The sequence below is a fragment of the Acidobacteriota bacterium genome (assembly GCA_040754075.1).
Taxonomy (GTDB): domain Bacteria; phylum Acidobacteriota; class Blastocatellia; order UBA7656; family UBA7656; genus JBFMDH01.
Genome location: JBFMDH010000047.1, coordinates 22017 through 41555, shown reverse-complemented (window position 1 = coordinate 41555; position 19539 = coordinate 22017). Strand labels below are relative to the sequence as shown.

Genomic DNA, 19539 nt, shown 5'->3' with positions numbered 1-19539 from the left:
GGGCAAAGCTACCCGCTTGAGCACCTTTGCCCGATACAACTATTTTTTAAGTTGTTTTTTGATTTCGAGCACAGCCGCTTCTAAAACCGCATCGCGTCCGGCACGAAAATCGGCAAGCGTCGGCAACACGGAAATGTCAGGTTGAACGCCGACGCCAACGAATTCGCGTCCATCGGGAAAAGCATCGCGTTTCGTACAAACCCGCGCATTGCCGCCTCCCGGCAGACTGAAAAACAGCGGTTGCCCGGTGCTGCCGCCTGTCGCTTCGCCAATGATTTTGCCGCGTTTCATCACCTCGAAAGCTACGGCAAAATCTTCTGCGGCAGAATAAGTGCGCGGACTGGTGAGCACCACAACCGGTTTTGAATACAGTTTCGAGCCGATGGGGTTTGACTTGCCGGCTTCGCTGCGATACCAGTCATCGGGGGTTCCCCAGGCGCGATAGGCTGGGCGATAACTGCGGGTCTGCCATTTTGACGTTTGAAACGGCTGGTCTGTGAGATAACTGAGAATGCGATAACCGAAACCGCTATTGCCGCCACCATTGTTACGAATATCAATAATCAAGGCATCGGTTTTTTCAATCTCCGGGTAAGCGGCTTCAAAAAGTTTTACCGACTGGTCGTTGTCAAATCCATTGAGCGACAGCAACCCGATGTTGCCCGGCAACACTTTGAATTCCGTGAGCGGCGCATTGGGGATGAGTTTCGCCCGGTCTTTTAGCGACAATCGCGTCAACGTCCTTTTCAGTTGTTTGCCATCAGCATCTGCGAAAGTCAACACCAGCGGTTCTCTGATTGAACCGGAGAATAAAAAATAGTCAAAGGCGCGAACTTCCAAATCCTGTTTGGTCGAGGCGCTCTGAAAGGGCGCGACGCGCTCGTCGGCATACTGCTTTGCGGGCTGCCCATTGATTTCGGTAATTTCCAACCCTTGAACAATGCCATCCTGCGCGAGTTTTTCATCCATCACGCGACGCACAATAATTTTGCCTTCGATTAAGCGCGTGGCGATTGCGGGTCTCGCATAGGTTTCATCGGCAAGTTCGGCAGGCGCATAGACATTGGTGTGTCCGTCTTTGAGTTTGGCGCACATCTCCATCAACACCCGGTAGTATTCAAAAGTTGATTGGGTTTGTCGGACTCTGGGCAAATAGTCGAGATAGAGTTTGTCCCAATCCAAACCCTGCACCAGGTCGAAATTGGCAAAGTTGAATTTGACTTCCGACCAAAACCTGGAAAGCCCGGCAATCTTTTCATCTTCGCTGAGGTTTTCGCGAAACGGGGTTTTCAACGCCGCGCCTTCCCAAAACGCCTTTTGGCGTTTTTCCTGAGCCGCACAATTCTCAACCAGCGGTTGCCAGCGCGAGTCGCTATGCAGGCTGTTTAAATCCGTGTCCTGTTTTAAATGATTGGTATTGACCCAGCCGCCTTTGACGGCTTCTTGCAGATGCAAAAACGCTTCATCTTTTTTGCCAGCGAGCGCCAGGCTACAGGCGGCATTGTAATATGTGCTGGCGCTTCGCTCACCTTCTGCAATCGCCTGAATGTAGAGTTGGGCGCTGGTTGAATAATCTTTTTGTTGATAAGCGCGCTCAGCTTTTTCAGCAGTCGCCTGTCCCTGCGCAAAAAGCTGTGCAGGTAAAATCGAAATGAGTAAAACGAAAATCAATAAACCTTTGGTAATCATTGGTCCTTCCCTATTTGAATTTGAATGTCGAAGGAGTGAGTGTCGCAAAGGTGAAAAAGGTTTCACCCGATAGCGGGTTATGAATATCCGGGCAAATTTTGATGAAACACCACAACGCCAAAAAATTTCGCGCCGATTGCCTGAACGAATTCATCATTGGGCAATCGGCGCAAAACCAGGGGGAAGCGATTTCTCAAACCGAATGGCTAACTGATCAGCTATTCAACCCGCTTGCGCAACTCTACATTGCAAGTTGCACAGTGACCGGCACCGGATTGGAAACAATATCGAACACCGGCGAACGTTTTTGCGCCAGTTCACAAAGTTCTCGCAATTTTTCAACCGGCGCATCCGAACGGATATTGAAGGTGACGCGAATGTCGTTATAACCATTTCGGATGTCATCTGAGAGTCCCAGAAACCCCTGTAAATCAAGTTCGCCTTCCAGCGTCGATTCCACACTTTCGAGATGAATGCCCTGCGCTGCCGCGTGATAGACCAAACTCGTGGTTAAACAACCGGCAAGCGCGTGCAGCACAAATTCAACGGGGTTTGCGCCCTGGTCTTCGCCCAACAAAATATCCGGTTCATCGGCATCGAAAATAAAGGGACGGGAGCGCGTTTCATCTTCTTGACCGGCTCCGTAAAATTCTTTGATAGTTGAACGGTTATGACCGCCTTTAATCCATTGATTGCTGGCACGGAAATTAAACGTTGCCAGGGTGGGCGTTTCTTTAATGGCATTGATGGTGTTGAATAACCTTGTAACATCAACGCCGTTTACGACGATTTTATCTTCCATTTTTTTATACCTCCGAATTGATAAACATTTTTTAAAGTGAGTTTCGATAGTTGGGTGAAAGCTTTCGCTTAACAAAAAACCGGCGCCACCGCTTCGATTCGTTTTCTGGCAGCGGGACTTAAATTTTCAAGTGTCGCCAGAAAATTCGGGTGCGTCATGCCTGAACCGAGATATGACCAGCGATTTGCCTGATGTTGTTTTTCGATAAAAGCCTGCTGCTCATCGGGTGAAAGATCGCGCCCCGTCGCGCACAGCAAACTCTCCAGATCGAATGTCGTTTGTTGCTTTAATCCTTCATCAAGAAAACCGCCGATCTTCAAATAATCTTCAACCGCTTGTTCTATTTCTGCGTCGCTGCAATTTGCCGCCAATGCTTCGACCATCAAGGTATCGAGTTTGGCGTGTTGCGCTTCTTCCATCCAGTGATGTTTGAGCAGGCTTTTAAACTGCGGGTCGAGTTGCTGATTATCCTGAATGCTTTCGGTGTAGTGTTTTTGCGTCATCCACTCGATATGCAAAATCGCCATCGCCACCGCCAGCGGGTGATGCGACAAAACAAAATCGGCAATCGCTTCGGGCGGGCCGATGACGGCGCAGGGCTTGCCGAACCCGCGAGCGAATTCTTCGCGAAAACATTTGAACAGATGAATGTGTTTGGCTTCTTCGCTGGCAAATTGTAAAAGGGCGCGCACACGATAATCATTCCCGGCAAGTTGCTGCCGCGCATGGTCTAAGACAAATGGCAGAATGAACTCTTCGACAAGCCCGAAGATACAAAGATAGGCATTGCCGCGAATTTGATTCACAAGGCGTTGCTCCTCGGCATTTAAAAAGGTAAGGTCTGTGACACGCGCCAGTGATTCGGGCATAAACGGTTTGGTGAAATCGAGTTGTTTATCGCCGCCAATAATCTCTTCGACGCGCCAATGGATTTTTTCCGATGCCGCCAGCGTATCCTGATAATTGAAACAGGGTTTCATACAATCTTCTCCTTTGCGCTCAAATAAAATTTCGGAACAAATTCGCTAAAAATTTGCCCTCACCTACCTAAAGCGTCGTTGCTTTAAAAAAGCGGCAATCATTGAAAATATTTTTTTCAAAAAATTCATTTTAACCGGCAGGTTTTCGAGGGGAGTTGATTAACCGGGTGGCACAATTATTAGATGTCAGGCAAGCCTCCTATTCTTTAATCTGCCTTACCCTCCTGTTTGGCGGGTGATTTGGAAGTGTGGTAATTTGCTTGGGTCAATCCCATTTTGAGTTCAAGTAAAGCTTATGGCGACCTCATCTCCACAAGACGTGACGGCATTGCTGCTCGCCTGGAACCGTGGTGACCGCGCCGCGCTCGATAAACTCATCCCACTGGTCTATCAGGAACTTCATCAAACAGCCAAACGCTATCTGAAACACGAACGCGAAGACCACAGCCTGCAAACTACGGCGCTCGTTAATGAAGTCTATTTGCGACTCGTTGATGTCAAACAGGTCGAGTTACAAAATCGCGCCCATTTCCTGGCGATTTCTGCGCAATTGATGCGCCAGATTCTGGTCGATTTTGCCCGCCGTCGTCAGAAGTTAAAACGCGGCAAAGGGCTGGAGCGCGTCACCCTCGATGATGCCTTAATCGTCTCAAGTGAACGAAGCCCGGATATTGTCGCGCTTGATGATGCCTTGAAAACTTTAGAAAAACTGGATTCGCGGCAGAGCAAAATTGTCGAATTGCGGTTTTTCGGTGGTCTTAGCGAAGAAGAGATTGCTCAGGCTTTGCAGCTTTCGGCGCGAACCGTCAGAAATGATTGGAGCATGGCGAAAGTCTGGTTGCTTCGCGAATTGGATAAAAACCTGCAATGACACCTGAACGTTATCAACAAATCGTTCAACTGTATCGCCGGGTCGTCGAATTGCCGCCGGAAACGCGCAAGCCATTTTTGCTGGAAGCCTGTGAGGGGGATGAGGAATTGCAACGCGAAGTCGAATCGCTTCTCGACTATCAAACCTCCGCCGAACAGTTTATTGAAACGCCTGCTCTCGAAGTCGTCGCCAAAGACCTTGCACAAACGCCAGCGCTTTTATCTGCCGGTCAGCAACTCAAACATTATCGCATCATTTCGCAATTGGGCGAGGGTGGCATGGGCGCGGTTTTCCTTGCGCAAGATACACGGCTCGGGCGACAGGTCGCCATTAAATTACTAATCGCAGAATCGGCTTACACACGTTATCCGCGAAAACGATTGCTCAGGGAAGCGCAAGCCGCAGCGGCGCTCAATCATCCGAATATCGTCACCATTCACGCCATCGAGGAAGCCGAAGACTTTGATTTTATCGTGATGGAATATATCGAAGGCGAAACCCTTGCGGCGATGATGAGAGCGGGCAAACTCGATTTTCCACAACTGCTGACGATTGGCGCTGAGTTGGCGCAAGCCTTAGCAGCGGCACAGGCGGCAGGCTTGGTACATCGCGATATAAAACCCGCGAATGTGTTGATTGCGCCAAACGGACAAGCCAAGTTGCTCGATTTCGGTATCGCGAAAACCGTGGCTCCCATCAATCGCAAAAACCCGGATGAACACACGACACTTTTACAACTCACGCTCGAAGGCGTCGTGGTTGGCACCGTTGCTTATATGTCACCGGAGCAGGTTCGCGGGGAATCACTCGATGCGCGCTCGGACATCTTTTCGCTCGGCGCGATGCTTTACGAAGCAGCCGTCGGTGAGCGACCGTTCAAGGGCGAAAATGCTTTTTCGATTATGCAGGAAATCGTCAGCAAAGAGCCGCTCTTGCCAAGCCAAATCAATCACACGCTCTCGCCGATATTTGATGCGATTATCAAACGCGCTTTAGCCAAAGACCGAAATCAACGCTTTCAATCCGCCGCCGAATTCGCTACTGCCCTCAGCAAATTAAAAGCCTATCTCGAAGCCAGGCAAGGGGGCATTGAAACCGTTGAAATGCTTCGACTCACTGCCGAACGGGAAGCTCTCAGTAGCGACGGACGCGAAGCGCGAGTAACGACGGCTGCTGAACCGGCATTCAATACCGGCAACCATCGCATAAAATTTTTTACACGGCATAAACACTTCCTGCCGGTCATCGGCGTTTCGCTGCTGATTGCGGCAACCCTTTTCTTTTTCGCCTACAAATATTTTGAGAAGCGCCGCATTCAACATCCGACTTTACCGGCAATTATTGAAACCCGGCTCACCAACACCGGCAATCTGGTGAACGCCGCGATTTCGCCGGATGGCAAATACATCGCTTATACGATAATGGACAGCGTACAAACCGGCAGTCTGTGGGTCAGACAACTGGCGGCATCAAGCATCGCGCAAATCATTCCCGCGTCAGAAACCATCTTTGGCGGATTGACCTTTTCAAACGACGGCAATCACATTTACTACACCGCAAGAAATAAAAACGACCGTCTATTCTCTTTGTATCGCATTGCCCTGCTTGGCGGAACCCCGAAAAAAATTAAAGAGGGCGTTGACGGCACCATCGCCTTTTCGCCCGATGGACGGCAGTTCGCTTATCGTCGGGACCTTGTGGCGCAACGCGAAAGTCGTCTATTGATTGCCAATATTGACGGCAGCGCCGAAACCCGGATTGCAACCCTCAAATCGCCGGAATTTTTCGGCGACCCGGCATGGTCACCCGATGGCAAAATCATTGCCTGCGCTGCCGGACATGCGGATGGCGGTATCAATCGTTATGTGGCGCAAATCCAGGTTGATGATTGGTTAATCAAACCGCTTGCTGCGAAAAAATGGCGCTGGGTCGGACAACTGGGTTGGCTTGCTGATGGCAAAGGATTGCTCATGATTGCTGCCGAAAAATCGGGAGAGCCGGTGCGTATCTGGCAAATGGCTTATCCGACAGGCGAAGCGCGAAAGCTCACCAGCAACACCGTCGATTACGGTCGTTTGAGTCTGGCAGCTCAGGCAAATGCTTTACTCGCTTTGCAGACCAAACGCAATTCTCATTTGTGGATGGCGTCAACCCCTGAACTGGAGAAGGCTCGAAAGATGACTTTCGGCGCGGGCGGTTATCGCGGTCAAATTCGCTGGACGACTGATGGCAAAATGGTTTTCGATTCCGACATGTCTGGCACCGCAGACATCTCTGTGATGAATGAAGACGGCAGCAATCAACGACAGTTACTCGGCGAATTGACGGCGCAGGCAGTCGCGGTTTCTGCCAACGTGACCGCAGACGGCAACTATATTATCTTCGCCTTTGATTTGACGGGCACGCGCCATCTTTACCGCATGGATATTGCCGGCACAAATCTTACACAATTAACCAACGGCCAAGGTGAAGACCAACCGCATTGCACGCCCGACGGTGAGTGGGTTGTCTACACAGACATCGGCAGCGGCAAATCCAATTTATGGAAAGTCTCAATCAATGGCGGCGACCCCATTCAATTGACCAATCAAGTGTCGAGATTCCCCAGCGTATCGCCTGACGGAAAATTGATTTCCTACTTAACGCTTTCTGCGGCATCCCCATCGCAATGGCATATGGCATTGCTGACGATTGACGGCGGCGAACCCGTAAAAATTTTTCCGCAAGCCATTCACAATGGCTTCCCTGCCAAGTGGACAAGCGATGGGCGTGCCCTGACTTACATTGATAAAGAACAATCGAATATCTGGCTGCAACCGGTTGATGGCGGTTCGGCTCGAAAATTAACCAGCTTTGTCAATGATTTGCTGTTCGGATTTGAATGGTCACCGGATGGCAAACGACTGGCTTGTGTGCGCGGCATCTGGGAAAAGGATTTGATATTAATAAAAAATTTCTAACAGCGATTATTTGAATTCCACTGAGGCAATTTCCCGAATCACGCGGTCAAAGACCGCTCTCTCAACTTCAGTTAATTATTTGGCTAACTGCTCTAACTCGCCGAGTGTCAATAGCCCTCCTTCACGGGCGAACTTTGAAATTGATGACTTGATCACTTACCTGAGCAGCGCCGACATTTTTTTATCGTCGTTCAATCTCCGCGCCTTCGGTTAATTGATTGGTCGGATGCAAGACCAGTTCGTCGCTCTCCGAAATGCCTTCGAGGATTTCAACTTCGTAGGCGCTACGATGTCCGATTTTCACATCGCGACGCCGGGCGCGATTATTTTCTATCACGAAAACGCTCCACCCCTGTTCGTGACGAAAGAGCGCGCTTGCCGGAACCTTCAACACCTTCGCAGCTTCCCAGATAATGATGCGCGCTTCGACGCGATAACCATCGCCGAGTAATCCGGGCGAATCGACAAAATCACACACCACATTGACGCGCTGCTCTTCGACGCCGAGCGCCGATATTTTTTTGAAGGCTGCCGGTTCAACGATTCGCACTTTCGCTTTGATGGGTTGGTCGCCGCCCCAGCCTTCCAGCAGCACCGGCGTGCCGGGTTTGATTTTCACCGCTTCGGTTGACAACACATCAACCACGATTTCCATGCGGCGAGGGTCGCCGATAATCACAACCGGCGTCCCCGAAGCCACGACGCGCTCGCTCTTTTCAACCACGCTCAATACCTGCCCTTTGACCGGCGCAGTGAGTTTGACAATTTTATTCCCGTCATTATTTTCAGCCTCAACGGCGATGAGTCCGGTACGCGCAATCTTCACTTCGGAAGTCGCCGCCAACACTCTTTGCCGCGCGGCTTCCAGTTCATTGGCGCTGGTGGTTTCCAGGTTGCGCGCCTGTTCCACCATCTGCGCCGAAACCAAGCCGTCTTTCGCCAAAGTTTCAGCGCGCAGGCGTTCGCGTCGCGCCTGTTCAAAATCCGCGAGCGCGTGTTGCACCTGCGCTTCGGCTTCGCGTTTGGCAGCTTCGGCGGCTTGCACGCGAGCAGTAATTTCGATGCGCTCTTTCACGTCAATCGGCACCGGCTCAATCTCCGCAACCACCGCGCCCCGACTCACAACATCCCCCTCATCCAATTCAACGCGCCTCAATCTTCCGGCAACCGGCGAAGCAATCACATAACGGTCGTGGGCGCGGGTTTCACCTTCTTCATCAATAGTGACTTGCAACGCGCCGCGCATCGGTCTTGCGGTTTCGACGGTTACAGGCGAAGGCAGAAAAGCGATGATGACCAACGCAGCAATGCCTGCCACGATGAGGAAATAGATGAGGCGTGTCAAAAGCTTTTTCATAACCTTCACTCCCTGGTCTTTAAAACTTCGACCAAATCGAGACTGTTGATGCGACGGCGCACCAGCAGCCCCGAAAACAGTGCCGCAAGGCAAACGATGACGAATGAGAAGGCATAGGTTTTTGAGCCAATCACCAGCGGCATGCGATAGGTTTCGGAATTAAATGCCCACACCAACAGCCCACAGATCGCATAACCCAAGGCAAATCCGAACGGCACCGCCGCAAGCGTCAACAAGGCTTGTTCGCCAAGCAACATCACGGTGATTTCGCGCCGCGTGAATCCCAACACTCTGAGGCTAGCCAGTTCATGCCCGCGTTCCGATAGCGCGATGCGGGCGCTGTTATAGACCACCGCAAAGGCAATGACGCAGGCGAAGGCAATAATAATCGTGGTTGAAATCGTAATGTTTTCGGCAATCGTTTGCAGGAAACTTTCAAGCATCGCTTCACGCATAAAGACGCTGCCGACCGCCGGCGTCTGTTTGAGTTGCAGATAGAGTTTGTCTTCTGTCAAAGCATCGACAGACATCAACGCGCCGGAAATCGTGCCACCTTCGTTCATCAAACGGTTCAAAGCGCGAATGTCCATATAAGCCGAAATGCCGATGAGTTCATCAACCAGATTGGCAACCACAACCTGTTTAATCGGGCGCTGCCCTTCGAGAACCTCTACAGTCACGACATCACCGGCTTTGACGCCCAGCATATCGGCAAGCATAGTCGAAAGCAGCAAACCTTCGGGGGGCACTGCCACGCGCCGCAAATCTTTATCGAGCGGCTGCCGCAAATCGCCGTCTGCTTGAATGCCGAGAATGCCGATGCGTTTGGTGCGATGCTCGAACCTGAGCCGCGCCGCAACCGAACGAAACGGTTCGGCAAGCAACACGCCCGGCAAGTGCGTGAGTTCATATCGGGTTTTCGAGGAACGCGGATTGTTGAAACTGACGGATACGTCTTCGCGTTGCAGGGTGCGAAAATGAACATTGATGATGTAATCGAGGGCATCGAGTGAATAGCGCCCGACAATCAAAATGGCAATGGCAAAAGCGATGCCGATAATCGACAGAAAGGCTTTCCAATGTCGGCGCTCGATGTTGCGGACAATCATTCGCGCCGCCGTCGAGAAAAAGGTTCGCAGGTGTAAACGCTCCAACAATCCCGCGTGAAATTGTGCAGGCGGTTCCGGGCGCATGGCTTCGGCGGGCGGCAAAGCGACAACTCTGCGTACAGCCGAAATCGCGCCGACAAATGCCGCGCCCGCGCTAATCAATACAGCCGTCACCACCGTACTCCAACGAAAATCGAATTGCAAAACCGGAAAGTGGAAAAACTGCGTGTAGAGTTCGGCAAGCCCTTTGCCCATCCACGCGCCGAGCGCCACCCCGAACGCCGTGCCGACCAGCACGGCAAACAGTCCGAAGAACAAATAATGCACGCCGATTTGCGCGTTGCCGTAACCGAAAGCTTTGAGCACGGCAATCTGGTCGCGCTGCGTACTGACCAGTCGCGCCAAAACGATATTGATTAAAAACGCGGCAACGCCGAGGAAAATCGCCGGAATAAAAATGCCCGTGACTTTGTCCTGCTTGATTTCATCGGATAAAAAGCGATGCGAAGTCTGCTCTTCACGTCCGTATGCGCCAAACCCGCCGTAACGTTCAAGCAATTTGTCCAAACGGTCGATGACGAATTGTTCACTGGCACCGGGCGCAAGCGTTAAGGACACATCATTGAATGCGCCATCCATATCGAGGGCATTAGCAATCGCCTGGCGATTCATCCATAAAATGCCGAAACGTTTTTTATCGGGAAAGACGCTGCCGCTTCGCACTTCGTTGACATATTCGGGCGAAATGGCGATGCCGATGACCCGCAAACGTTCCCAGCGCCCGTTGATAATCGCGCCGATTGATGAGCCGACCGCGAGATTATTGGCTTCGGCGAATCCCTCGCTGATTAATGCTTCGTTGCGACTGCCCGGTTGAAAATAATTGCCGCTTCTGAGGTAAATATCATTGAGCACCGGCAGATGCGTCTCAGGCATGGAAATCAATCTGCCGCTTGCCGGTTCATTGAGACCCGGCACATCGAGCGTCACCTCGAAAATCACCCGCGTCTGTACGCTCGATACCCCATCGATTCGCGCAATCTCTGCCGCGAGCGATTCAGGCGCGCGTTTGAGTCCGGCAAAGACATCTGCGAAACGATAGTCGGTGTAATAACTCGCTTGCGAAATGACCAGCGAATCATATGCACTCCGCATGGTGATATAAGTCGCGATGCCGCAGGCGACCACCAACGCCACAGCAATCACCTGCCCGCGCAGATGCCAGAGGTCACGAATGAGTTTTCGATTCAACGATGTCATAAACGGCTCACCCCACCAACCGGCGCATCAATCGCCGTTTGATGCGTTCGACAAATAACAAATAGGTGCCGGTTGCAAGGATTAAAAAAACGAAAAATACCGCAGGCAGCGGCACAAATTTGAGTAGCGCGCCAAGCGGTGTAAAGGGAATTATCATGCTGACAAGAACAATTAAAACCGTCGTCATTGTAAGCGCGCGACTCGGTTTGCTTTGCAAAGGATTGCCCGCCGTGCGAATGATGAAAATCACCAGCGTTTGTGTAACCAGAGATTCAACGAACCAACCGGTGTGAAACAATGCTTCGGAGGCTTGAAAAATTTTGAGCAACACGTAAAAGGTCAAAAAGTCATAAAGCGAACTGATGGGACCGATGTAAATCATGAAGTTGCGAATCAAGCGAATATCCCAGCGGTGGGGTTTATGAATGAAGGTTTGATCGACGTTATCCGTGGGAATCGTCACCTGCGCCAGGTCGTAAAGAAAATTGTTGAACAGAATTTGCGTCGGCAACATCGGCAAAAAAGGCAGAAACATTGACGCCGCAGCCATGCTGAACATATTGCCGAAATTTGAACTCGTGCCCATGAGCAAATACTTCATCACATTGCCGAAGGCTTTGCGCCCTTCGATGATGCCCTGATGCAGAACCAGCAATCCGCGTTCAAGCAAAATAATCTCTGCGGCATCTTTGGCAACATCAGTCGCTGTGGCAACCGAGATTCCGACATCGGCGACGCGCAGCGAGGGCGCATCATTGATGCCGTCGCCCATAAATCCGACAACGTGTTTGCGATTTTTTAATGCGAGGATAATGCGATTTTTCTGCATCGGCGAAACCCGCGCAAAAACGGTTGTCTGTTCGACAACATGCCCGAGCGCGGTTTCCGTCATGCGGTCAATGTCGCTACCGAGCACGATGCGCCCGGTGTCCAAACCAACCTCGGAACAGACGTGACGCGCCACCAGTTCGTTATCGCCCGTGAGAATTTTCACCTTGACGCCATCGGTTGCAAGCATTTGAAGAGTTTCGCTTGCGCTATCTAACGGCTTATCGGCAAAGGTGAGAAAGCCCGCAAGCACGAGATGGTTTTCGTCAGCCTGGGAATATTGGTTTCGCGCTTCGATTTCTTTAAACGCCACGGCGAGCACGCGAAACCCTTGCTCGCTCAACTGGCAGTAAACTGCTTCGGTTTTTTGTTTGGTTGCCAAATCAAGCGGGTGACGAACGCCGGCAACTTCATAAGCCTTGCATAAGGCGAGCACGCTTTCAGGCGCGCCCTTGGTGATGAGCAGACGCGAATCGTCACGCTCGACCACAATCGATAGACGACGACGCTCAAAATCAAAAGGGATTTCGTCGAGCTTTTCATAGTCGCGCACATCCGGGTGGTCGTGAATCAAGATGGCTTCATCGAGCGGGTTGAGGTTGGCTTTATGTTTGATTGCCGCATCGAGCGGATTTTGGATGCCGGTTTCAAACAGGCTATTCAAATAAGCCAATAAAAACGGGCGTTCCGAAGGGTTTCCGAAACAATCCAAGTGCCTATCAAGCGACATCGCGCCGCTCGTAAGCGTTCCGGTTTTATCTGAACAGAGAATATCAATGCTGCCGAAATTTTGAATGGCGGCGAGGTGTTTGACAATCACCTTTTGTTGCGCCATGCGCATGGCGCCGCGTCCGAGCGTGACGGTTGAAATCATCGGCAAAAATTCCGGCGTCAGTCCAACGGCTAAAGCAATCGCAAAGAGCAGGGATTCGAGAGCGTCGCGGTGCAACCAGGTGTTGACAAAAAAAACAAACAGCACCAGCAGGAAAACCACGCGCGCAATCAAATAGCCGAAATGTTTTGCGCCGCGTTCAAATTCGGTTTCGGGAACTTTGGCGGCAAGGCGTTCGGCAATCTGTCCGAACAATGTTTGTGAGCCGGTCGCTGTCACCAAAGCGATGGCTGTACCGCTGATGACCGAGGTGCCGAGAAAAATCAGATTGCGGGCTTCGATTGGCGACCTCGCTTCGGCGGTTTCGGCAAGCGCATCTTTGGCGACCGGCAAAGATTCGCCGGTAAGCCCGGCTTGTTGAACGTGCAAATCGCGCGATTCCAGAAGCCGCGCATCTGCCGGAACCAGATTGCCCGCTGCCAGCCGAATGACATCGCCCGGTACGATTTCGCGGCGTAAAATCTCTTGCCACTTAGCGTCGCGCAAAACCGTAGCGGTCGGGGCAATCTCTTTTCGCAATCTCTCAACGGCGCGTTCCGAGCGTGCCGTCTGTACAAAATTGAGCGCCACACTGAACCCAACCATGAGCGCAATAATCGCTGCATTCACCCAATCACCGATACCGGCTGAAATCGCGCTGGCAATCAAAAGCACGATAACCAGCGGGTTCATGAAAAACCGCAACAGTTGAATGAGCGGGGTGGCGCGGCGAATGGCAACCGGCTCATTCGCGCCAAATTTCAACAACCGCTGACGCGCCTCTTGCCGGCTGAGTCCTTCAACGGAAATTGTCGCCAGCGGTTCAGCCTTCACCATCGTTGTCGCAGTTGTGACCATCTTCGTTGCCTCGCAATTTTTCACCACAGCAATTCATCGGGATGTTTCTTTTCCCGGTTATTAAACGATTCGACAATCTCGCCGCTGCGAATGCGAATCACCCGGTCAGCCATTGCCGCGATTGCCGCGTTATGGGTGATGACGGCGGTGGTGGTTCCCAACTCCTGATTGACCCGTTCCAAAACTTCGAGAACCACTTTGCCGGTTTCATAATCGAGCGCCCCTGTCGGTTCATCGCACAACAGCACATCGGGTTGTTTGGCGATGGCGCGGGCAATCGCTACACGTTGTTGTTCACCGCCCGATAGTTGCGCAGGAAAATGGTTCAAGCGTTCGCCAAGCCCGACCAGGCGCAAAGCGTCTGCGGGCTTCATCGGGCGCGCGGCAATCTCTGTGACGATGGCGACGTTCTCTAAAGCGGTAAGACTTGGAATCAAATTGTAAAATTGAAAAACAAAACCGACGTGTTCGCGGCGAAAGCGTGTGAGTTCAGTTTCACTAGCTGCGGTCAGGTTATGGTCTTTGAAAATCACCTCGCCGCTACTGGGCACATCGAGTCCGCCCATAATATTTAAGAGGGTTGATTTGCCGCTGCCGGAGGGTCCGAGCAAAACGACGAATTCGCCTTTGAATAAATCAAGAGTGACCGAACGCAGAGCAAAAACTTCGACATCGCCCATGTGATAAACCTTGGAGATGGCGTGCAGATGAAAAACCGCTTCCTGAGTTTGCGGCTTATCGCTCACCGCAGTCGCGTATTCATTTGTTTCATCAACCACCAGCCTTTGCATAGCCAGAGGTTAAGTGCAACCACCATACCGCGAAAAATTTTCACCTGGAGGCAATCGCCTGCGGGATGTCGGGTCATTAGCGCGATTTCTCGCAACCGGATGGGTAACTTTCCACTAAAGCGAATCAAAATACAGCATAACTGCCGGACATTGTGCCCTTTGGCGCTGGCACAATGATTGCCATTAGCGCCAACGGATAAGTTTATGTAAAGAGAGAATGCAGATGAATCGCGCGCATTATCCGTTTCGTGTCGCTGTTGTCGGAACCGGTCGCGTTGGCTCAACATTCGCTTATGCACTCCTGCTCAGAGGTTTGGTTTCTGAAATCATCCTGATTGATAAAGACAAAGCTAAAGCCGAAGGCGAAGCGATGGATTTAAGTCAAACGGTTCCGTTCACTCACCCTACTCAAATCCGCGTAGGCGAATATAAAGATTGTGAACAAGCCGCCGTGATTGTCATTGCCGCAGGGGTGCACCCGCAAAAAGGCGAATCGCTTCTGGATGCCATAAAGCGCAATGTTTCGCTGATGCGAGAAGTGGTGCCGCAGATTTGTCGATATAACAAAGACGCGGTTTTGCTGGTCGCTACTCAACCGGTCGATTTGATGACCTATGCGGCATATAAAATTTCGCGTCGAGCCGCGCATAAAGTCTGCGGTTTCGGAACCCTTGCCGATACGGCGCGGCTTCGCGAACTTTTAGGCATTCATTATGGCATTGCTCCGCATAACATTCATGCTTACATCATCGGAGAACAGGGCAAAGGTGAAGTGCCCGTCTGGTCGCTTGCCAACATTACCAGTATGCAACTCAAAGATTTCTGCTTTACCAATGGCATTGATTATGACCAGAAAGCCCTGGATGATCTTTTCCGACGAGCGCGCGATGAAAGCTATCAAATCATCGAACGCAAAGGCGCGCTTTATTTTGCGGTTGGCGCAGGTTTACTGGGAATTGTTGAAGCGATATTGAAAAACCAGAAACAGGTGTTTTGCGTTTCCAGCCTGATTGAAAATTATTATGGCATCAGCGATGTGTGTTTGAGTTTGCCGGCAGTAATCGGGACCAACGGCGTAGAAAAGGTTTTACGACTTGAATTGAACCACCAGGAAATTGCAGGATTAAGACAGTCAGCCGAATTTCTTAAAGCCAACCTTGCAAAATTGGCTTTGGAGGCGAGATGAAGCGTATTGCAGTTTTAACCAGTGGTGGCGATGCTCCCGGCATGAATGCGGCAATTCGGGCGGTCACGCGAGCCGGCATAGATCGCGGCTATGCCGTCTTTGGGGTGCGGCACGGATTTGCCGGTTTGATTGCCGAGGATTTTATTCAACTTGGGCTGCGCGATGTCGGCGGTCTGATTCAAAAAGGCGGCACCTTTCTGGGCAGCGCCCGTTGCCCTGAATTCAAAACCGAAGAAGGTCGTTTGCAAGCCCTCAGAAGTTTGCACAATCGCGATATTTCAAGCGTGGTCATCATTGGCGGCAACGGTTCGCAAACCGGCGCCAATCAGCTTTCACGTTTAGGGATTCAAGTTGTCGGCGTTGCTTCAACGATTGACAATGATTTGTATGGCGCAGACATCACCATCGGTGTGGATACGGCGCTCAATGTGGCGCTTGAAGCCATTGACCGGTTGAAGGTCACCGCGTCGTCGCATCAACGCGCCTTTCTGGTGGAAACTATGGGGCGCAAGTCCGGCTATCTGGCGTTGATGGCGGGACTCGCGGGGGGCGCTGAAGCCATCGTCATTCCCGAAGTCGAAGTTGACCCCGAAGACCTGGCTGTCGAAATCCGCGATGATTATGAACGCGGCAAACCGCACGCCATCATCGTGGTTGCCGAAGGCGCAACTTACAATGCCGAAGCGCTGGCGAAATATTTTAAAAAGCATCGCGAGCGTCTGGGATTTGATTTGCGCGTCACCATACTCGGTCACGTGCAAAGAGGCGGCTCGCCCGGCGCTTTCGATAGACTGTTGGCAACCCAGCTTGGCGCGGCTGCCGTTGAGCATCTCGCTGAAAATAATCACGGCGTTTTGCTCGGATTACAGCGCGGCAGGGTTGAAGCGACCTCGCTTGAGAAAGTCGCATCAACGAAAAAAACCCTCGATGCCAAATTATTACAACTGGCGCGGGTGCTGGCGGCTTGATTGACGCAAACCCATTTCTGCAAATTCCGGCAAGTGTTGTTGAAGTCGGCTTATCTGCCGCTGTCAATGATTGAGTAACCCCTGGAGCATTTCCACCCGGCTCACCAATCCTAAGCGCCACACCTGTGACAAAATTTCTTGAAGTGAATCCACACCGTTGAAAAATATTGGACACCTGAAATGGCGGTAAACCGGTTTTCCTTTCCCTATTCCAGTCATCTATCGCCATCGGCACCTGGCATATGATGGCGCTTTTCCCGCTTGGTTAAATGGCACATCAGTTGCACGATTGGTGAACAGTTTCGGGGCGGCAAGCAAATACGTCATGCCCTTATTGGTATTTACCAGCCTATCTCACCCTTATACAGGTGATCTGTAATCATTTTTAATTACCTGTGTAGCTTTATAGGAGGTCTTTGATGAAACGAATACTAACTGTTCTTATCCCCTTAGCCCTACTTCTCAGCCTTTCAACCTTTGCCCAGAAAAATAGCGATATTGACCCAGCGCCGGTATCACCGCCAACCGATCCCATAATGATCATTCAGGATGATACGAGTGGCAATTTTATAGTTTTTGATCAGACGACAGGTGCCTATAAATTTGTCCAATGCAATAGCAATGTAATTTTGAGCGGGTTGGGCTTAGTTGAAGCTGATGGCGATAGTCTTACCCTGATCCATATTCAATCGGATCGTCAGGTTATATTTTCCTGCAATATGGCTACGCATGAAGGTAAAGGTTCGATTGAGATTATGCCCTTGCCAAAACTCGGGATTAAATCTCAGGTTATGACGGTGTTGGATAGCGATATGACAAACAGTTCAACCAACTGTTATGAAAAATATCCCGGCAAATAACGCTGTGCCGGTTGCTATAAAAGGTAGAAAGGGTTTCGCGTATTTCTACCTTTATCTATTTCAAGCACTGGCAACCGGAACTGAGAAGAAGTGTGCAATCTTACCCAAGCGATGGTATCAAAGTGCGTAAAAATCGCCATCCCATCGTTGAAAACCCGCCAAAACCGGCAATTCCGTCCGCGTTTTCACTGGCATAAACTTTGCTCCATTCGTTAATGGGGTTCAACAGTTGAATTGTTTGAAACCCTCTTCTGCTCCGAAACGCTCTCACACGAGTAATGAAGCTTTGGTAATTCACGGGGGATTGACTGAGAAACCTTCTTACTCGTGTGGGAGATCTATTTGACAATCATCAACAAGGAGGTGAGTCATCATGACAGGGACAGGATTAGCTCCCAAAAAGATGATGCGTGAAATGACCGCGTTGGATCCTTTCCGCATTTTCCAAAATCGGATGAGTCGCTTCTTCGATGAAGACTTCCCGTTCGCCATTCCTGAAGAAACCTTGTCGCTCAAGACCTGGATGCCATCTTGTGACATTTATGAAACCGAAAATGAAATTGTCGTCAAAGCGGAACTTCCGGGTGCCAAGAAAGAAGATGTCAAGGTCAATATCGAAAATAACATTTTGACCTTGAGCGGTGAGCGCAAGTTTGAAGAGGAGACCCGCAAAGAAAATTATGTCAGGGTCGAACGGAAGTATGGTGAATTTTTGCGAAGCTTTACACTGCCAATGACAGTGGATGCCAACAAAGTGGTGGCGGATTTCAAGGATGGACTCTTGACCATCACCTTACCAAAGAAAGAAGAAGCAAAGCCGAAACCGATTGAGATTACCGTTAAATAAATTACCCCAACCAGGCTCACTGAACACTACGTGTCAACGTCAGGCTCTCAGTGAGCCTGTTTCCGTTTTGAGGGTTTTCACAAAAGGGCAAAAACTTATGACGACTTTCCTTTTGGAGCTTTGCGGAAATTGATCGCCGCGTTTCGCCTGTCGGTATTGCAAATTTGGTTTGCGCACCGAAGACGCGCTTCTCATCAGGAGGTAGAACCATGAATTACCCACACCTGCATTCGAGCGATATTGTTTTATGGCTCAGGTGGACGGCGAGAATCTGGAGCGTGATGAGCGTCGTCCTGCTCTTCCTTTTCTTTATCGGTGAAGGCATACAACCTGCCAAAATTACCCCGAAAGAATGGGTTGGTTTATTGTTTTTTCCGGTCGGCGTGGTCATCGGACTGATGATTGCCTGGCGGCGCGAAGGCTTGGGCGGATTGATTACGGTTTCAAGTCTTGCGGCATTCTATTTCATTTATGAATGGCTGCTCAGCGGTTCTTTTCCGAAAGGCTGGGCATTTTTAATGTTTGCCGCGCCGGGGTTCATTTATCTTTTGGTCTGGTGGCTGGCGCGCCACGTCAAAAACGTTGCGATGCCATAAGCCGAGCATCGCTAAACCGGCACATCAGAGATAACCCGGAAGACCGGGAAGGCTGCCGCGATCTTTTCAAATTCGGCAATCGGCGCATCTTTGTTTACGGGTACGTGCGGGCGCGCCCCGGGTGCCCGCTTTAAGTAGGCTTTCAAAATCACGGCGCGCTTGTCAGCCTGCACTTCTTCGAGTTGAATGGCTTCACGACCGCCGCTTCGTAAAACTGCTCGTCCTCCGGCGGCTCTGACGTTACGCACCCATTGAACATCATCGCCAAGCATGGAGACGAGGTATCGCTCTCCGTTGACAATGGCAACTACCACAGGCAATGAGAAAGTTCGTCCAGACTTTCGACCGACCACTTCCAATGTCTCCATGTAATTGGCGGTGACGCCCAGCGAAGCTACTATTGCCGAAGCTCTATTCATCACCTTCGCCAGCCAGTTGGGTCGCTGACCACGATACAACCATCGCGTGAAGTCGGATAAAATCTGCATAACGACAGTCCCTCTATTCTTTTATCTGATTATTTAATCGTCTTATTCAGCGGGCACGGTAAGCCGGAGATTGTTGAATCGCCTGGGGTCTGTAGAAACAAAAAAAATATCGCCAGCGGTCAATCACTGAGCCGTTATTCCAGCAACGCTGCCGGAGAGTAGAGCAGGCACACACTCGGCTTTTGTGAGCGGGTATACTTTGACCGCTGGCGACTTCA

The 19539-nt window shown here is 50.9% G+C and carries 15 protein-coding genes; 7 read left to right on the top strand and 8 right to left on the bottom strand.

Annotation, left to right across the window (positions count from 1 at the left end; genetic code table 11):
* Positions 1-39 precede the first annotated feature (39 nt).
* The 3 genes from AB1757_29660 to AB1757_29650 form a co-directional block, all read right to left on the bottom strand.
* Positions 40-1689 (bottom strand): S41 family peptidase, encoded by a 1650-nt coding sequence (locus AB1757_29660; protein MEW6131233.1) that lies wholly within the window; start codon positions 1687-1689, stop codon positions 40-42.
* 241 nt (positions 1690-1930) lie between these two features.
* Positions 1931-2491: an OsmC family protein gene (locus AB1757_29655; GenBank protein ID MEW6131232.1), complete on the bottom strand. Its 561-nt coding sequence runs from the start codon at positions 2489-2491 to the stop codon at positions 1931-1933.
* A 68-nt stretch (positions 2492-2559) separates the two neighbouring features.
* Positions 2560-3471, bottom strand: a complete 912-nt coding sequence (locus tag AB1757_29650; protein MEW6131231.1) for a hypothetical protein — start codon at positions 3469-3471, stop codon at positions 2560-2562.
* A 295-nt stretch (positions 3472-3766) separates the two neighbouring features.
* On the opposite strand from AB1757_29650, the gene AB1757_29645 reads away from it, so the two are divergent.
* Positions 3767-4342, top strand: coding sequence for a sigma-70 family RNA polymerase sigma factor (locus tag AB1757_29645; protein MEW6131230.1), 576 nt, complete (start codon positions 3767-3769; stop codon positions 4340-4342).
* Positions 4339-7302, top strand: a complete 2964-nt coding sequence (locus AB1757_29640) for a protein kinase (GenBank protein ID MEW6131229.1) — start codon at positions 4339-4341, stop codon at positions 7300-7302. The genes AB1757_29645 and AB1757_29640 overlap by 4 nt, the downstream gene beginning before the upstream one ends.
* Positions 7303-7483: 181 nt before the next feature.
* Here the strand turns inward: AB1757_29640 and AB1757_29635 are convergent, their stop codons facing one another.
* Genes AB1757_29635 through AB1757_29620 form a run of 4 tightly spaced genes read right to left on the bottom strand, consistent with a single transcriptional unit; the run spans position 7484 to position 14265 of the window.
* Positions 7484-8659: an efflux RND transporter periplasmic adaptor subunit gene (locus AB1757_29635; GenBank protein ID MEW6131228.1), complete on the bottom strand. Its 1176-nt coding sequence runs from the start codon at positions 8657-8659 to the stop codon at positions 7484-7486.
* Positions 8660-8664: 5 nt separating this feature from the next.
* Positions 8665-11028, bottom strand: coding sequence for an ABC transporter permease (locus AB1757_29630; GenBank protein ID MEW6131227.1), 2364 nt, complete (start codon positions 11026-11028; stop codon positions 8665-8667).
* Positions 11029-11035: 7 nt separating this feature from the next.
* The gene (gene mgtA / locus AB1757_29625; protein ID MEW6131226.1) at positions 11036-13585 is read right to left on the bottom strand and encodes a magnesium-translocating P-type ATPase; all 2550 of its coding nucleotides are present in this window, start codon (positions 13583-13585) and stop codon (positions 11036-11038) included.
* 20 nt (positions 13586-13605) lie between these two features.
* Entirely contained in the window at positions 13606-14265 is a 660-nt protein-coding gene (locus tag AB1757_29620) for an ABC transporter ATP-binding protein (protein MEW6131225.1), read from the bottom strand.
* A gap of 334 nt (positions 14266-14599) precedes the next feature.
* Here AB1757_29620 and AB1757_29615 point away from each other — a divergent pair, with 334 nt between their 5' ends.
* The 5 genes from AB1757_29615 (at position 14600) to AB1757_29595 (ending at position 18833) form a co-directional block, all read left to right on the top strand.
* Positions 14600-15562 (top strand): L-lactate dehydrogenase, encoded by a 963-nt coding sequence (locus AB1757_29615; protein ID MEW6131224.1) that lies wholly within the window; start codon positions 14600-14602, stop codon positions 15560-15562.
* Entirely contained in the window at positions 15559-16530 is a 972-nt protein-coding gene (pfkA, locus tag AB1757_29610; GenBank protein MEW6131223.1) for a 6-phosphofructokinase, read from the top strand. Before AB1757_29615 ends, pfkA begins: the two co-directional genes overlap by 4 nt.
* A 419-nt stretch (positions 16531-16949) precedes the next feature.
* On the top strand, positions 16950-17390 hold the full coding sequence (locus AB1757_29605; GenBank protein MEW6131222.1) for a hypothetical protein: 441 nt from the start codon (positions 16950-16952) through the stop codon (positions 17388-17390).
* Positions 17391-17763: 373 nt separating this feature from the next.
* Positions 17764-18237, top strand: coding sequence for an Hsp20/alpha crystallin family protein (locus tag AB1757_29600; protein MEW6131221.1), 474 nt, complete (start codon positions 17764-17766; stop codon positions 18235-18237).
* A 209-nt stretch (positions 18238-18446) separates the two neighbouring features.
* On the top strand, positions 18447-18833 hold the full coding sequence (locus tag AB1757_29595) for a hypothetical protein (protein ID MEW6131220.1): 387 nt from the start codon (positions 18447-18449) through the stop codon (positions 18831-18833).
* Between the two features lie 11 nt (positions 18834-18844).
* Here AB1757_29595 and AB1757_29590 read toward each other — a convergent pair whose 3' ends face one another.
* Positions 18845-19321: a nitroreductase/quinone reductase family protein gene (locus AB1757_29590; protein ID MEW6131219.1), complete on the bottom strand. Its 477-nt coding sequence runs from the start codon at positions 19319-19321 to the stop codon at positions 18845-18847.
* Positions 19322-19539 lie beyond the last annotated feature (218 nt).

Bases quoted from the DNA above. Each gene is read 5' to 3' on its own strand.
- AB1757_29660 (MEW6131233.1), bottom strand. From the start codon at position 1,689: ATGATTACCAAAGGTTTATTGATTTTCGTTTTACTCATTTCGATTTTA.
- AB1757_29655 (MEW6131232.1), bottom strand. From the start codon at position 2,491: ATGGAAGATAAAATCGTCGTAAACGGCGTTGATGTTACAAGGTTATTC.
- AB1757_29650 (MEW6131231.1), bottom strand. From the start codon at position 3,471: ATGAAACCCTGTTTCAATTATCAGGATACGCTGGCGGCATCGGAAAAA.
- AB1757_29645 (MEW6131230.1), top strand. From the start codon at position 3,767: ATGGCGACCTCATCTCCACAAGACGTGACGGCATTGCTGCTCGCCTGG.
- AB1757_29640 (MEW6131229.1), top strand. From the start codon at position 4,339: ATGACACCTGAACGTTATCAACAAATCGTTCAACTGTATCGCCGGGTC.
- AB1757_29635 (MEW6131228.1), bottom strand. From the start codon at position 8,659: ATGAAAAAGCTTTTGACACGCCTCATCTATTTCCTCATCGTGGCAGGC.
- AB1757_29630 (MEW6131227.1), bottom strand. From the start codon at position 11,028: ATGACATCGTTGAATCGAAAACTCATTCGTGACCTCTGGCATCTGCGC.
- mgtA (MEW6131226.1), bottom strand. From the start codon at position 13,585: ATGGTCACAACTGCGACAACGATGGTGAAGGCTGAACCGCTGGCGACA.
- AB1757_29620 (MEW6131225.1), bottom strand. From the start codon at position 14,265: ATGGGCGATGTCGAAGTTTTTGCTCTGCGTTCGGTCACTCTTGATTTA.
- AB1757_29615 (MEW6131224.1), top strand. From the start codon at position 14,600: ATGAATCGCGCGCATTATCCGTTTCGTGTCGCTGTTGTCGGAACCGGT.
- pfkA (MEW6131223.1), top strand. From the start codon at position 15,559: ATGAAGCGTATTGCAGTTTTAACCAGTGGTGGCGATGCTCCCGGCATG.
- AB1757_29605 (MEW6131222.1), top strand. From the start codon at position 16,950: ATGAAACGAATACTAACTGTTCTTATCCCCTTAGCCCTACTTCTCAGC.
- AB1757_29600 (MEW6131221.1), top strand. From the start codon at position 17,764: ATGACAGGGACAGGATTAGCTCCCAAAAAGATGATGCGTGAAATGACC.
- AB1757_29595 (MEW6131220.1), top strand. From the start codon at position 18,447: ATGAATTACCCACACCTGCATTCGAGCGATATTGTTTTATGGCTCAGG.
- AB1757_29590 (MEW6131219.1), bottom strand. From the start codon at position 19,321: ATGCAGATTTTATCCGACTTCACGCGATGGTTGTATCGTGGTCAGCGA.